The sequence below is a fragment of the Streptomyces sp. NPDC008092 genome, from assembly GCF_042957285.1.
In the GTDB taxonomy this organism is placed as follows: domain Bacteria; phylum Actinomycetota; class Actinomycetes; order Streptomycetales; family Streptomycetaceae; genus Streptomyces.
The window spans coordinates 120586-134228 of sequence record NZ_JBIBHY010000009.1; the positions used below are offsets into that span (position 1 = coordinate 120586).

General features: G+C 71.2%; 13 protein-coding genes and 1 tRNA gene. 6 read left to right on the plus strand and 8 right to left on the minus strand.

Annotation, left to right across the window (positions count from 1 at the left end; all coding sequences use genetic code 11):
- Window positions 1-57: 57 nt before the first annotated feature.
- The 4 genes from ACFZB3_RS28520 to ACFZB3_RS28535 form a co-directional block, all read right to left on the minus strand.
- Window positions 58-1011 carry an SMP-30/gluconolactonase/LRE family protein gene (locus ACFZB3_RS28520; protein ID WP_391380057.1) on the minus strand — a complete coding sequence of 318 codons (954 nt, stop codon included), beginning with the start codon at window positions 1009-1011 and terminating at the stop codon, window positions 58-60.
- A 29-nt stretch (window positions 1012-1040) separates the two neighbouring features.
- A complete protein-coding gene (locus ACFZB3_RS28525) occupies window positions 1041-1328 on the minus strand; it encodes an ArsR family transcriptional regulator (RefSeq protein WP_391380059.1) in 288 nt (95 codons plus the stop codon).
- 207 nt (window positions 1329-1535) lie between these two features.
- The gene (locus tag ACFZB3_RS28530) at window positions 1536-3095 is read right to left on the minus strand and encodes a glycosyl hydrolase 53 family protein (RefSeq protein ID WP_391380637.1); all 1560 of its coding nucleotides are present in this window, start codon (window positions 3093-3095) and stop codon (window positions 1536-1538) included.
- Between the two features lie 117 nt (window positions 3096-3212).
- Window positions 3213-5234, minus strand: a complete 2022-nt coding sequence (locus ACFZB3_RS28535; RefSeq protein ID WP_391380061.1) for a beta-galactosidase — start codon at window positions 5232-5234, stop codon at window positions 3213-3215.
- 237 nt (window positions 5235-5471) lie between these two features.
- Here ACFZB3_RS28535 and ACFZB3_RS28540 point away from each other — a divergent pair, with 237 nt between their 5' ends.
- From ACFZB3_RS28540 to ACFZB3_RS28565, 6 genes are all read left to right on the plus strand, one after another.
- Entirely contained in the window at window positions 5472-6791 is a 1320-nt protein-coding gene (locus tag ACFZB3_RS28540; RefSeq protein WP_391380063.1) for an extracellular solute-binding protein, read from the plus strand.
- Window positions 6788-7765 carry an ABC transporter permease subunit gene (locus ACFZB3_RS28545; RefSeq protein WP_391380065.1) on the plus strand — a complete coding sequence of 326 codons (978 nt, stop codon included), beginning with the start codon at window positions 6788-6790 and terminating at the stop codon, window positions 7763-7765. Before ACFZB3_RS28540 ends, ACFZB3_RS28545 begins: the two co-directional genes overlap by 4 nt.
- On the plus strand, window positions 7762-8667 hold the full coding sequence (locus ACFZB3_RS28550) for an ABC transporter permease subunit (RefSeq protein WP_391380067.1): 906 nt from the start codon (window positions 7762-7764) through the stop codon (window positions 8665-8667). Before ACFZB3_RS28545 ends, ACFZB3_RS28550 begins: the two co-directional genes overlap by 4 nt.
- Entirely contained in the window at window positions 8664-9698 is a 1035-nt protein-coding gene (locus tag ACFZB3_RS28555; protein ID WP_391380070.1) for a substrate-binding domain-containing protein, read from the plus strand. The genes ACFZB3_RS28550 and ACFZB3_RS28555 overlap by 4 nt, the downstream gene beginning before the upstream one ends.
- Window positions 9699-9933: 235 nt before the next feature.
- Entirely contained in the window at window positions 9934-10284 is a 351-nt protein-coding gene (locus ACFZB3_RS28560) for a VOC family protein (RefSeq protein ID WP_391380072.1), read from the plus strand.
- A gap of 73 nt (window positions 10285-10357) precedes the next feature.
- On the plus strand, window positions 10358-10756 hold the full coding sequence (locus ACFZB3_RS28565) for a MarR family transcriptional regulator (RefSeq protein WP_391380074.1): 399 nt from the start codon (window positions 10358-10360) through the stop codon (window positions 10754-10756).
- Between the two features lie 142 nt (window positions 10757-10898).
- Here the strand turns inward: ACFZB3_RS28565 and ACFZB3_RS28570 are convergent.
- The 4 genes from ACFZB3_RS28570 to ACFZB3_RS28585 form a co-directional block, all read right to left on the minus strand.
- Window positions 10899-10984, minus strand: a tRNA-Arg gene (locus ACFZB3_RS28570).
- Window positions 10985-11052: 68 nt separating this feature from the next.
- Window positions 11053-11943, minus strand: coding sequence for a pyrroloquinoline quinone biosynthesis protein PqqB (gene pqqB / locus ACFZB3_RS28575; protein ID WP_391380078.1), 891 nt, complete (start codon window positions 11941-11943; stop codon window positions 11053-11055).
- 62 nt (window positions 11944-12005) lie between these two features.
- Complete coding sequence (locus tag ACFZB3_RS28580; RefSeq protein ID WP_391380080.1) at window positions 12006-13118, minus strand: hypothetical protein; 1113 nt, start codon at window positions 13116-13118, stop codon at window positions 12006-12008.
- Window positions 13119-13167: 49 nt separating this feature from the next.
- A complete protein-coding gene (locus tag ACFZB3_RS28585; protein ID WP_391380082.1) occupies window positions 13168-13566 on the minus strand; it encodes an SseB family protein in 399 nt (132 codons plus the stop codon).
- Window positions 13567-13643 lie beyond the last annotated feature (77 nt).

The window sequence follows — 13643 nt, forward strand, 5'->3', positions numbered from 1 at the left end:
CCTGTTCGGCACCGCCCCTGACGGGTGCCTCAGGGTACCGCCGGACGTACCCGGCGGTCACTTCGCGGTGGGGGCCGCGCAGACCGCGACGCCGGGCTCCCGGACGCTGCCGAGGACCAGGTGGCGGCCGGTCCGGCAGACGCTGGTGACCATGCGGAAGCCGGAGTTGCGGCGGGCGAGGTGGTGGACGACCCGGCCGTGGTCGTCGAGGGCCAGGACGGCGACGGTGCCGACGGGGCGGTACGGGGCGTGCACGGCGGCCCGGGCGGCCGCCCGGCGGACCGCGAGGGGGCTGTGGTGGAAGACGTCGAGCGGGGGGTTGCGCGGGCCCGCGAGGGCGACCCAGACGAGGTCGCCGTCGCGCCAGATGTTGTCGGGCATGCCGGGCAGCTCGGCGAAGAACTCGGCGCGGCCGGCCCGCGGGCCGGTGAGCCAGTAGCGGGTGAGGCGGTAGCCGCCGGTCTCGGCGACGATCAGGAAGGTGCCGTCGCCGCTCACGGTCAGCCCGTTGGCGAACTGGAAGCCCTCCCAGGCCACTTCGGCCGTGCGCGCACCCGGCGCGAGACGCAGCAGGCGGCCGGTGCCGCTGTGCTCGACGATGTCGCCGATCCACTGGTCGAGGGGGAACCGGCGGCTGGAGGCGGTGAAGTAGACGGTGCCGTCGGGCAGGGCGACCACGTTGCTCGCGAACCGCAGCGGCTCCCCCTCGACCGTGTCGGCGAGGACGCGCACGGCGCCGTCGGCGAGGCCGACGCGCAGCAGGCCGCGCTCCGCGTCGCAGACCAGCAGGTCGCCGTCGGGGAGCAGGTCGAGTCCGAGCGGGCGGCCGCCGGTGCGGGCGAGCGTGCGGACCCGGGCGGTGTCCGGGTCGCCGAGCCCGTCCAGACGCAGGATGCGGCCGTCCTCGACGCCGGTCAGGATCCGGCCGTCGGGATCGGTCACCACGTCCTCCGGGCCCCGGCCGCCGACGGCGACGTAGTGGAGGGGGACGAGGCGCGTGGGTCGGTCCATGAGTCCCATGGTGGCAGGGGTAACCGCTCTCACCAGCCCTTCTCGAACATCCGGGCCACTTCGGCGATCCGGATCTCGTCGCGCCGGTAGTGGACGCGGTGCCGGATGCGCTTGGTGCGGAGCAGGCCGAGACGTACCAGCAGGTCCAGATGGGCGCCGGCGACCTTGCGGGAGACCCCGAGCCTGGCGGCGACGGCCCGGACGGTGACGCCGTCCTCGACGGGGTCGGCGTGGCGCCGGGGCGGGAAGTGGGCCGCCGGATCCTTGAGCAGGTCCAGAATCTCCAGACGGCTTGCGCTCGTGGCGTTCCTCAGCATCCGACCGGCCTCCGTTCCTGCCTCCTCGCAGTGTGTGTTCCCACTGTCCCGCAGCCGAAGCCCCCGCGTGAGGGAGTCGGGCCGCGTTGTCCGAGATCGAACGACCGTACGAGTTCGGCCGGTCGGGGACTTGCCCACGGAGCGGGTACGGACCACGGCGGAGGGGCCCGGCCGTCCCCTTACGGCCGGGCCCCCGTCAGTGGTGGTTCAGCGGTGGCTGAACCACGCCATGGAGGAGAGCGCCTTGTCGTCGTAGCCGAACAGGGCCTGGTTCTCCCAGCCGTTGCCGGAGGTGGCGTCGGTCGGGTCCCAGCCGTTGCCGGTCACGGCGGTCCAGGTCGCCTCCCAGTAGAAGACGCCGAGGCCACGGCCGTTCGGGACCGCCTCGACGATGTTCGCGACGGCGTTCATCCAGGCCAGCTGGCCGGCGGCGGTGGCCGGGTAGCCGGTGACCAGTTCGCCGCTGGTGTCGATCTGGTTCTCCAGCGAGTCGTCCTGGGCGAGGGTGAACGGGTAGGCGGTCTCGGCGACGAAGACCGGCTTGGAATAGCGGGAGGCCACGTCGTCCAGGGTGGTCTGGGCGGCGGCCAGCGAGCCGTGCCAGTAGCCGTAGTACGACAGCCCGATCACGTCGTAGTTGATGCCGTAGGTCTTGGCGTTGTCGAACCACCAGCGGACGGTGGCGTCGTCGCCGGCGTTGGCCAGGTGCAGGGCGACCTGGGTGCTGGAGGAGACCGCCTTGGCCGCGCTGTAGCCGGAGTTGATCAGGCCGGCGAGCTGGGACCAGTTGTCGGTGGAGCCCTCGGACCAGAGCATGCCGCCGTTGATCTCGTTGCCGATCTGGACCATGTCCGCGGTGGTGCCCTGAGCCTTCAGCGCGCCCAGGACGTCGTACGTGTGGTTGTACACGTCGGTCTTCAGCTGGCTGTAGGAGTCGTTCGCCCAGGCGGCGGGCTTGGTCTGCTTGCCCGGGTCGGCCCAGGTGTCCGAGTAGTGGAAGTCGACCAGCAGCTTCATGCCGGCGGCCTTGATCCGCTTGGCCATGGCCAGGACGTGGGCCTTGTCGTTGTAGCCGTCGGCCGGGTTGACCCAGACCTTCAGGCGCGCGTAGTTCATCCCGGCGTTCTTGAGGATGGTGACCGCGTCCCCGGTGGTGCCGGAACTGGTCTTGTAGACCCCGCCCTTGGCCTCGCTCTTGGCGAGTGACGAGATGTCGGCGCCCTTGATCGACAGGCCCGTCGAGCCGGAGGCGAACGTCACGTCGTCGACGTTGATCCAGTTGCCCGCGTTGGCGTCGGAGTAAATGCTGATCGTGCACTGGTTGTTGGTGACCGCGATCGAGGTGACGATCCGCACCCAGCTGCTGGTGGAGACGGGCAGGTCGGTCCGCTGCTCCGAACTCCCGCAGTTCTTCAGGGATATGTAGGCGGAGTTCTGCCCGCCGCTGGAGCGGGTCCAAGCGGTGAGCGTGTAGTTCCCGTTGGTCAGACCCGACAGGTACTGGTACGTCTCCACCTTGTAGGCGGCGGCCGAGTAGTGGCTGAGGCGGTAACTGCCGCTGTGGCCGCCGGACTCGGTGTACGAGGCGCCGGTGTCGCCGTACTCCGACCAGCCGGTGGGCGTGGCCACGCCCGCACCGTCCGACTCGAAGCCGCCGTTGGTGAGCGTACTGGCCGCCTGCGCGGTCTGGGCGGGGAGGGCGGTGAGGGCGAGCCCGGCCAGGAGCGGCAGCAGCAGGGCTCTGAGAGTGCGTCTGGGATGGAACATCATCGTCCGTCGTCCCTTCGACGTGACTGGGGAGGGGGTCCTCCGACGGGGCCGGAGGAGGGCCCCTCCGCCCGCGGCTCTCGTGGCACTCGCGGACGGAGGGGAGTCTCGGTGGGCTCAGCCGTCGAGTCGTACGACCCGGACGGTGCCCGCGGGGACCGCGAGCCGGCCCGCGGCGCGTTCGCCGGTCAGCAGTTCGGTGCCGTGCGCCTCCAGGGGCACCTTGGCGTCGGTGGCGGTGTGGTTGATCGCGAACAGGAAGGTGCCGGACTCGCCGGTGCGGCGGACCACCTCGACGTCGCGGGGCAGTTCGGCGCGGGGCGCGACCCGGGCGTCCTCGGCGGCCCGGCCGAGCAGCGCGTCCAGGCCGTGGGCGTCGAGGCGGGTGGACACGTACCAGGCGGTGCCCTCCCCCAACTGGTGCCGGGTGACCGCCGGGCAGCCGGCGGTGAGGCCGTCGGCGTAGCTCCAGACGGTCTCGGCGGCGCCGGGGACGACGAACTCGGTCCACACGTCGCCGGTCAGCTCGGAGCCGTCCGGGCCGGTCAGCCGCACCCGCTGGTCCTTCAGGAGGGGTGAGAACTCCTCGACGGTGAGGCCGAGGGTCTCGCGCAGGGTGCCCGGGTAGGCGCCCTCGTGCACGGCGTCGTGCTCGTCGACGATCCCGGAGAAGTACGAGACGACGAGGGTGCCGCCGTTCGCGACGTACTCGCGGAGGTTGTTCCCGGCCGCCTCCGTCATCAGGTACAGGGCCGGTACGACGACAAGGGGATAGGCCGACAAGTCGCTTTCCGGGTGGGCGAAGTCGACCGTGAGGTGGCGGTCGTAGAGGGCCTCGTAGAAGGCGTCGGCGCGCTCGCGCGGGTCGTGGTCCTCGCTGGGGCGCCACTGGAGGTTCTGCGCCCACCAGGACTGCCAGTCCCACAGGACGGCGACGTCCGCCTGGGTGCGGGTGCCCTTGATCTGGCTCAACGAGTCGAGAGAGGCGCCCAGTTCGACGACCTCGCGCCACACCCGGGTCTCGGTGCCGCCGTGCGGGAGCATCGCGGAGTGGAACTTCTCGGCGCCGCGCCGGGACTGCCGCCACTGGAAGAACAGGGCGCCGTCGGAGCCGCGGGCCACGTGGGCGAGGGAGTTGCGGGCCATCTGGCCGGGCGCCTTGGCCGGATTGCGCGGCTGCCAGTTGACACCCGAGGTGGAGTGTTCGAGGAGCAGCCAGGGGGCGCCGGCGGCGACCGATCGGGTGAGGTCGGCGGCCATCGCGAGGTTGACGTGGGTGCGGCGGCCGTCGGTGATCAGGTAGTGGTCGTTGGTGACCAGGTCGACCTCGCGGCCCCAGGCCCAGTAGTCCATGGAGTCGCACTGGCTGAGCGCGGTCATGAAGTTGGTGGTCACCGGGACGCCGGGCGAGAGGCGGTGCAGGATGTCGCGCTCGGCGCGGAAGTTCTCGCGGATGGTGGCGTCGGTGAACCGCTTGTAGTCGAGGGCCTGGCCCGGGTTGCCGACGGTCGGCGTGACGCGCGGCGGGTTGATCTGCGCCAGGTCGGTGTAGTGCTGGCCCCAGAAGGCCGTGCCCCAGGCCTCGTTGACCGCGTCGACGGTGCCGTGGGTGTCGGCGAGCCAGCGGCGGAAGTGGGCGGCGCAGGAGTCGCAGTAGCAGGCCGAGACGGGGACGCCGTACTCGTTGTGGACGTGCCACAGGGCGAGGGCCGGGTGGTCGCCGTAGCGCTCGGCGAGGCGGGTGGTGATGTCCGCCGCCGCCGCGCGGTAGTCGGCGTTGGAGTGGCAGATGGCGCCGCGGGAGCCGAACTCGTAGCGCACGCCCTCCGCGGTGACCGGCAGGGCCTCGGGGTGGGCGCGGTAGAACCAGGCGGGCGGTGCCACGGTGGGGGTGCCGAGGTCGACGCGGATGCCGTTCTCGTGCAGCAGGTCCAGGACCCGGTCGAGCCAGCCGAAGTCGTACTCCCCCGGGGTCGGCTCCAGCAGGGCCCAGGAGAAGATCCCGACGCTCGCCATCGTGACCCCGGCCTCGCGCATCAGCCGGACGTCCTCCTGCCAGACGCTTTCCGGCCACTGCTCGGGGTTGTAGTCACCGCCGAAGGCGAGCCTGGTCAGGCCCCTGGGGGTGGTGTCCGGCATGGATCTCTCCCGTTTAATCGATCATTTGGGAACGTTCACACACAACGATCGTGGCGTGAGCCCAACATAACCGCACAGCAACAACCATTGACAAGTGTCCGGGATGTTTCTCTACTGTGAACGCTCACAGAGCATGACACGGACTCGCGACGGGCGATGATCCGGGTCTGAGAACGCTCACACATCTGCATGGCAGGTCCCCGCGACGGGCGGGGGCCCAGGTCAGGGGAGAGATCCATGCCGCACACGAAGCGCCGTCGCCTCGTGACAACCGTCGTCGCCGTCTCGCTCGGCGCCACCGCCCTCGCCGCCTGCGGCTCGTCCGACGACGACAGCAAGGCCGACTCCGGTCCGGTCTCGCTGACGTACTGGGCCTGGGCGCCCGGTATGGACAAGGTCGTGGACCTGTGGAACAAGGGCGAGGGCAAGAAGGACCAGATCACCGTCACGGTGAAGAAGCAGGCGTCCGGCGACACGCTGGTCACCAAGATCCTCACCGCGCACAAGGCGAAGAACGGCCCCGACCTGGTGCAGGCCGAGTACCAGGCGCTCCCGACGCTGGTCAGCAACGACGCGGTCGCCGACATATCGAAGAGCGTCGGCGACGCGAAGAGCAAGTTCGCCGACGGGGTGTGGCAGCAGGTCACCCTCGGCACGGACGCGGTGTACGCGGTGCCGCAGGACATCGGCCCGATGATGTTCTACTACCGCGCGGACCTGTTCAAGAAGTACGGCCTCAAGGTGCCCACCACCTGGGACGAGTTCGCCCAGGACGCCCGTCAGCTGAAGAAGAAGGCACCCGACCTCGACCTGACCACGTTCTCCGCCAACGACTCCGGCCTCTTCGCGGGCCTCGCCCAGCAGGCCGGCGCCAAGTGGTGGACCACCTCCGGCGACAAGTGGAAGGTCGCCATCGACGACGCGGCCACCCAGAAGGTCGCGTCGTTCTGGGGCGGCCTGGTCAAGGAGGGCGCCATCGACAACCAGCCGATGTACACCCCGGCCTGGAACAAGGCGCTGGACACCGGCAAGCAGATCGCCTGGGTCTCCGCGGTGTGGGCGCCGGGCACGCTGACCACCGCGGCGCCCGACACCAAGGGCAAGTGGGCGATGGCCCCGCTCCCCCAGTGGTCCGCGTCCGAGAACGTCACCGGCAGCTGGGGCGGCTCCTCCACCGCTGTCACCACGGACTCCAAGCACCAGGCCGCCGCCGCCAAGTTCGCGGCCTGGCTGAACACCGACGGCGAGGCGCTCAACGCACTGGCCAAGGAGAGCGGCATCTACCCGGCCGCCACGAACGCCCAGACCAGCGGCGCCTTCGCCACCTCGCCCGACTACTTCTCGAACCAGCCGGACTTCTACACCAAGGCCGCCGAGATCGCGAAGACCACGGCGCCCTCCGCCTGGGGCCCGAACGTGAACGTCGCCTACACGTCCTTCAACGACGCGTTCGGCGCCGCCGCGAAGAACAAGTCGGACTTCACCGCCGCCCTGCAGAAGATGCAGGACGACACGGTCGCCGACATGAAGAAGCAGGGCTTCGAGGTCGCTCAGTGACCAGCCCCGCCGGCCGGAGGTCGTACGGGGTCAAGGGGGCCCCGTACGCCCACCCGTCTCCCACCACCACCCTCAAACGAGCGCGGAGCGCCCCCTACTTCTTCCTCCTCCCCGCCACGATCCTCTTCGCACTGTTCTTCGCGCTGCCCATCGGCTACGCGGTCTGGCTCAGCTTCCGCAAGGTGCACGTCTCCGGGCTCGGCCTGGGCGCCGGCGCCCGCAGCGAGGTCTGGGCCGGCCTGGAGAACTACCGGGACGCCCTCACCGACAACGAGTTCTACGACGGTGCGCTGCGCGTCCTCGGCTACGGCTGCATCGTCGTCCCGGTGATGCTGGGCCTCGCCCTCCTGTTCGCCCTGATGCTCGACTCCGAGCGGGTCCGGCTCGCCCCGTTCACCCGGCTCGCGATCTTCCTGCCGTACGCCATCCCCGGCGTGGTCGCCGCGCTGCTGTGGGGATTCCTGTACCTGCCGGACGTCAGCCCCTTCTACTACGTGCTCGAAAAGCTGCACCTGCCGCAGCCGAACCTGCTGGACGGCGGACCGCTGTACCTGGCCCTGTCCAACATCGCGGTCTGGGGCGGCACCGGCTTCAACATGATCGTCATCTACACCTCGCTGCGGTCCATCCCGGCCGAGGTCCACGAGGCGGCGAAGCTGGACGGCGCCACCCCGCTGCAGACCGCGCTGAAGATCAAGATCCCGATGGTGGCGCCCTCGCTGGTGCTGACCTTCTTCTTCTCGATCATCGCGACCCTCCAGGTCTTCAACGAGCCGACCACCCTCAAGCCCCTCACCAACTCGGTCAACACGACCTGGAGCCCGCTGATGAAGGTGTACGAGGACGCCTTCCGCAAGGGGGACATCTACTCGGCGGCGGCCGAGGCGACGCTGATCGCCCTCGCCACGCTGGCGCTGTCCTTCGGCTTCCTGCGGGCCGCGAACCGCCGCAACAGGCAGGAGGCATCGGCATGAGTTCTCTTGCCGTCCGCAAGGCCGCCCCGGCCGCCGGTACGACGCCCGGCACCGCCCAGGGGCCGCCGCTGCGCCGCCGGACCGCCCTGATCCCGACCCTCACGCTCGTCCTCGGCGCCATCTACACGCTCCTCCCGGTGGCCTGGGTGGTGATCGCCTCCACCAAGTCCGGCAGCGAACTGTTCTCCACCTTCACCTTCCTGCCCGGCACCGGGTTCCTGGACAACCTCAAGGACCTCAGCGCCTACCGCGACGGCATCTACTGGAAGTGGATGGGCAACTCGGCCCTCTACGCCGGTCTCGGCGCCCTGCTCTCGACGGCCGTGTCCGCGGTCAGCGGCTACGCGCTCGCCACCTACCGCTTCCGCGGCCGCGAGGCGATCTTCAACGTGCTGCTCGCCGGCGTGCTGATGCCCCCGGTCATCCTCGCCATCCCGCAGTACCTGCTGCTCGCCAAGGCGAACCTCACGGACTCCTACCTGTCCGTGCTGCTGCCGCAGATCCTGTCCCCGTACGGCGTCTACCTCTCGCGGATCTACGCGGCCGCGGCCGTGCCCTCCGACGTGGTGGAGGCCGGGCGGATGGACGGGGCGAGCGAGTGGCGGATCTTCACCCGGATCGCGCTGCCGATGATGATCCCCGGCATGGTGACGGTGTTCCTGTTCCAGTTCGTGGCCGTGTGGAACAACTTCCTGCTGCCGTTCATCATGCTGAGCGACGACGAGAAATTCCCGCTCACCCTAGGTCTGTACACGCTCCTGGAGCAGGGCTCCAACACTCCGGCCCTGTACACCCTGGTGATCACCGGCGCGTTCCTGGCCGTGCTGCCGCTGATCGCGCTCTTCCTGGTCATTCAGCGCTTCTGGAGCCTTGACCTGCTGTCCGGGGCCGTAAAGTCATGACCATGAGCAGTGGTACGGGGGGCCGGCGCAAACCGCCGACGATCCATGACGTGGCGCGCGAGGCCGGTGTCTCACGGGGCACCGTCTCGCGGGTGCTCAACGGCGGGCACTACGTCAGTCCCGCCGCCGCCGAGGCGGTCAACGACGCCATCCGCAGGACGGGTTACGTCGTGAACCGGCACGCCCGCTCGCTGATCACCGGGCGTTCGGACTCGGTCGGGTTCCTGCTGACCGAGCCCCAGGAGAGGTTCTTCGAGGACCCCAACTTCAACGTGCTGCTGAGCGGTTGCACGCAGGCGCTGGCGAGTCACGACATCCCGCTGCTGCTGATGCTGGCGGGCACGAAGGACGAGCGGCGGCGCATCACGCGGTACATCACGGCCGGGCACGTCGACGGGGTGCTGCTGGTGTCGAGTCACTCCGGTGACCCGGTCGCGCAGGAGCTGCGCGAGGCGGGCGTGCCTCTGGTGGCCTGCGGCAAGCCGATCGGGCTCGGCTCGAAGGTGAGTTACGTGGCCGCCGACGACCGCGACGGCGCCCGGGACATGGTCCATCACCTGCTGTCGCTGGGGCGCCGCCGGATCGGCATGATCACCGGCCCGCTCGACACCCCGGGCGGTGTCGAGCGGCTCGCCGGGTACAAGGAGGTCCTCACCGAGGCGGGCGTCGAGATCGACGAGGCGCTCGTGGTGTCCGGGGACTACAGCAAGGCGAGCGGTGAGGCGGGGGCGGAGCGGCTGCTCGCGCAGGCCCCGGACCTGGACGCCGTCTTCGTGGCCTCCGACCTGATGGCGCAGGGCGTGCTCGCGGTGCTGCAGCGGGCCGGCAAGCGGGTGCCGGATGACATCGCTGTCGGCGGTTTCGACGACTCCCCGGCGGCCACGGCGGTGAGCCCGGCGCTCACGACCATCCGCCAGCCGTGGGACCGGATCAGTGCGGAGATGGTCCGCGTGCTGCTCGCCCAGATCGGCGGGGAGGATCCGGCGGCGGTGATCCTGCCGACGGAGCTGGTGCGGCGCGAATCGACGTGAGCGCTCCGCTGGGAGGGCCGTGAGATGCCGTCGGTCGTCTGCGGCGCCGTCGTGGCTGGTCGCGCAGTTCCTCCCCCAGCCTTCGGCCGGGGGTACCCCCAGCGCCCCTTCGGGGGCGCTTTCTGCGAGGGCGGCAAGCGGTCAGGATTGGAGAAGCCTCGGTGGGCTGCCGCGTCCTAGCGTGGGGTCACCGGCCGGAAAGCGCCGGTTCCCCGTAGCAAGGAGTGAGGACGCCATGAGCGAAGGCGTGCAGACGATCATCTACCCCGTGAAGGACGCGGCGGGGGCCAAGGCCCTGTTCACGGCGCTGCTGGGCGTCGAGCCGTACGCCGACGAGCCGTACTACGTCGGGTTCAAGGCCGCCGGGCAGGACGTCGGTCTCGACCCGAACGGGCATGCCCAGGGGCTGACCGGGCCGACGCCGTTCTGGCACGTCACCGATCTGCGGGAGCGGCTGGCGGCGCTGCTGGCGGCGGGTGCGGAGCTGGTCCAGGACGCGCGGGACGTCGGCAACGGGCGGCTGGTCGCCTCGGTGAAGGACGCCGACGGCAACATGGTGGGCCTGCTCCAGGACCCGGTGGGCTGAGCAGCGGCCGACTGCTTGCACCCGCACTAGTTGCGCACTCAACAATTGGCCTGATCGGTGTTACGGTGCGGGTATGGCAGTGAAGACGGCCGAGGCCCGGCTGGAAGAACAGTGGCGGGACATCCTGTCGGTGCACGCGCGCACGATGTGCGAGATCGACCGGGTACTGCATCCGCACGGGCTGGGCGCGAGTGACTTCGAGGTCCTCGACCTGCTCGCCACCGAGACCCCGGCCGAGGGCGACCACTGCCGGGTGCAGAACCTGGTGGGCCGGGTCCACCTGAGCCAGAGCGCGCTCTCCCGGCTGATCGGACGGCTGGAGAAGGACGGCCTGGTGGAGCGTTCGGTCTGCGTCGAGGACCGGCGCGGCGTGTGGGTCGCGCTCACCGCGAAGGGCCGCGCCCTGCACGCCGAGGTACGGCCGCTGCAGCGGGCGGTGCTGGGGCGGATGCTCGACGGGACGGACGCCTGAGCGGTTCGCGGCCCCGCAAGGGGCGCTGGGGGTACCCCCGGCCGAAGGCTGGGGGAGGAACTGCGCGACCAGCCCCCACCGGCCCGCGGGGAGCGGCCCGCATGTCCCGCGGCATGCCTGGAGTCGGCCTGAGGCGTGCCGCCGCGGGCTACCGGACTCGAACCGGCTCAGACCTCTCGGTCACAATCTCGGAGATTGAAGCGGCTTTCCCAGCACGCCTTTGCCCGCGGCGGCCGAAAACAGCCTACCCGCGACCCACCGGCACGACAGGGCGAATTCCCGCGCCCAGCGCGGCTCTAGAGCGCGAACTCGATCCCGTCGGGAAGCACCTCCACGCCCTCCGCGGCCACCTGGGCGCGGGCCCGGGACGCCGGGTCGACCAGGGGGTTGGTGTTGTTGAGGTGGGTGTAGATCCGGCGGGTGCGGGGATGGCGGGACAGGGCGGCGAGGCTGCCGTGCGCGCCGGAGACCGGGAGGTGGCCCATCGCCGCCTGCCGGGGTCCGGAGCGGACCGTGGTGCCCATCTCGCGGGCGGTGAAGAAGGTGCCGTCGAGCAGGACGCAGTCGGCCTCCGCGCAGAGGTCGTCGAGGACGTCGCTCCAGGCGCCGACGCAGGGCGCGTAGAGCAGCACTCCCCCGGTGGCCAGGTCCTCGACGCGGTACGCCGTGACCCAGCGGCCGTCGGCCTCGGCGAGCGCGGCCGGGACGTACGCCGGGACCTTGGCGCCGACCGGGTGGGCGGTGACCACCAGGCCGCCGGCCAGCACGAAGCCGCCGTCGGCCAGGCTGTCGGCCCACTCCCAGGGGGCGTAGCGGTCGAGGGCGGCCCGGGCCGGGGCCAGCACCGTCCGCACCGGCGGGGCCGCGTACACCTTGAGGTCCGGCGCCCCGCGCAGCACGGTCAGGCCGGTGACGTGGTCGGCCTCGGCGTCGGTGAGCAGCACGCCGCGCACCGGGGTGTCCCGGGGGCCCGGTCCCGGCCACAGCGCCGCCGTGGCGGTGAGCTGGGCGCGGATGTCCGGGGAGGCGTTGAGCAGCCACCAGTCCCGGCCGTTGCCGGTCAGCGCGACGCACTCCTGGGTGCGGGAGGGCAGCTTGCCGTCCCGGGCGGCGGCGCACAGCGCGCAGGCGCAGTTCCACTGCGGGAACCCGCCGCCGGCGGCGGTGCCCAGCAGGACGACCCTCACGACGATCCGCCCCTCTCGGTCTCCCCGGCCCCTGCTGGGATCTTCCCTCAGGATGGGCCGCGCTACCCGATGGAAGGGGGAACTTCCGGCCGTCCTTCGGGAGGCCGCCGGTCCACCGGGCGGAGCGGCGGAATCGGCTCCGACGCGAAGTCACGGCCACCGGTCCACAGCGCGGGTACGGCGTCGCAGCGGCGGCACAGCTCGTAGGCGACCGCCTCGTAGTTGACCCGCCAGCCGTGGAAGTGCGGCCAGGCCTCCGCGGTGCCGCGCTCGGCGCGGAAACCGGTCTTCTCCAGCATGGTCACGGCCTCCTCGAACTCGCCGTAGGTCAGCTCGATGGGGGCGTCCGGGTCCGGGTCGGTGTCGAAGGTCGCCCGCACCGACGCGGCGATGTCGCGCAGCGCGGTGAAGCCGGCGCGCAGCACCAGGCGGGCCTCCGGCGGGGCGGTGCGCGGGGCCAGCGCCAGCTGCATGGCCGCCGCGTCCATGACGGCGATCAGGCCGACCAGCCAGCTGCGGTAGGGGCGGGGCGAGCGGAACGCCAGCAGCACCGGGTAGGTGGCGTGGCTCTCCCCCATGTCGGCGGCCAGCCGCTCCCAGGACCGGTACAGCTCGGGCAGCGCGGTCTCGGTGTCGACCAGCCACTGCCGGGCGAGGATCTCCGGTCCCCACGCGGGTTCGCCGGCCCGGGACTGGAGGAGGGTGACCTCCAGTTCGCGGCGGTTGTAGGCGGCGTACAGCGTGGGCAGGTAGGAGATCTGCAGCGCGATGAAGACCGGGCCGGTGGCGGCGGCGACGAAGTCGAGCGCGGACAGCCGCAGCCGGGCGCCGCTGGCGAACCCGAGGGTGAACAGGCTGGAGCCCGCCTCCCGGAACGCGGTGCTCCAGGACAGCGGCGAGAAGGCGTACAGCAGCATGCCGAAGCCGAGGAACGCCCCGCCGAGCCAGGCGGCGAGCATGCCGACCAGCATGAGCGGGGCGAGCCAGGTCTGGGCGCGGTCGATGGCGCGGTAGCCGCCGCGGTGCGCGGTGAAGCAGAGCACGCGGCGCAGGCCCCACCACAGCCGGTACACCAGTACGGAGTACAGGCCCCGGGGGACCACGAGCGTGCGCAGGATGCTGCGCAGGACCAGGATCAGTACCAGTCCCCCGGCCACCCCGGAGATCCATTCCATGGCGCCATTCTGGCCCGGGTGCCGGCCTCCTGGTGACCGGAGCCCCCGTTCAGCCCGCCGGCCGGGCCAGCAGGGTGCGCACGCCCTCCGAGGTGAGCGTCAGCGCGTGCGCGGAGCTGCCGTCTATGGCGAGCGAGAGGTTGTCCTCGGGCCACTGCGAGGCGAGCGCGCCGAGCGGCACCACGCGGTAGCGGGAGACCGTCGGCAGCAGGCCGGTCAGCTCCCCCTCCGAGGTGAACACGGGGACGACGGGGTCGCCGTCGGGGCATTCCAGGACGGGCAGGGCGATCATCGCGGGGTCGGCCGCCTCCGCGGCGTCGTCCGGCACCGGGACCAGCACGTCACTGTGGGCCAGGGTGTCCAGCGCGTCGTGGTCCTCGGCGTTCACGGCCAGCGTGTCGAGTGCCCGCTGGGCCGGCGTCGGGAAGTCGTGTGCGGGTGTCTCCATGGCAGATCCCCAGGTAGCGGTGGTGGTACGGGCCGCGGGTCCGGCAGGGTGCCGGGCGGCCACGGCACGCGTACCCG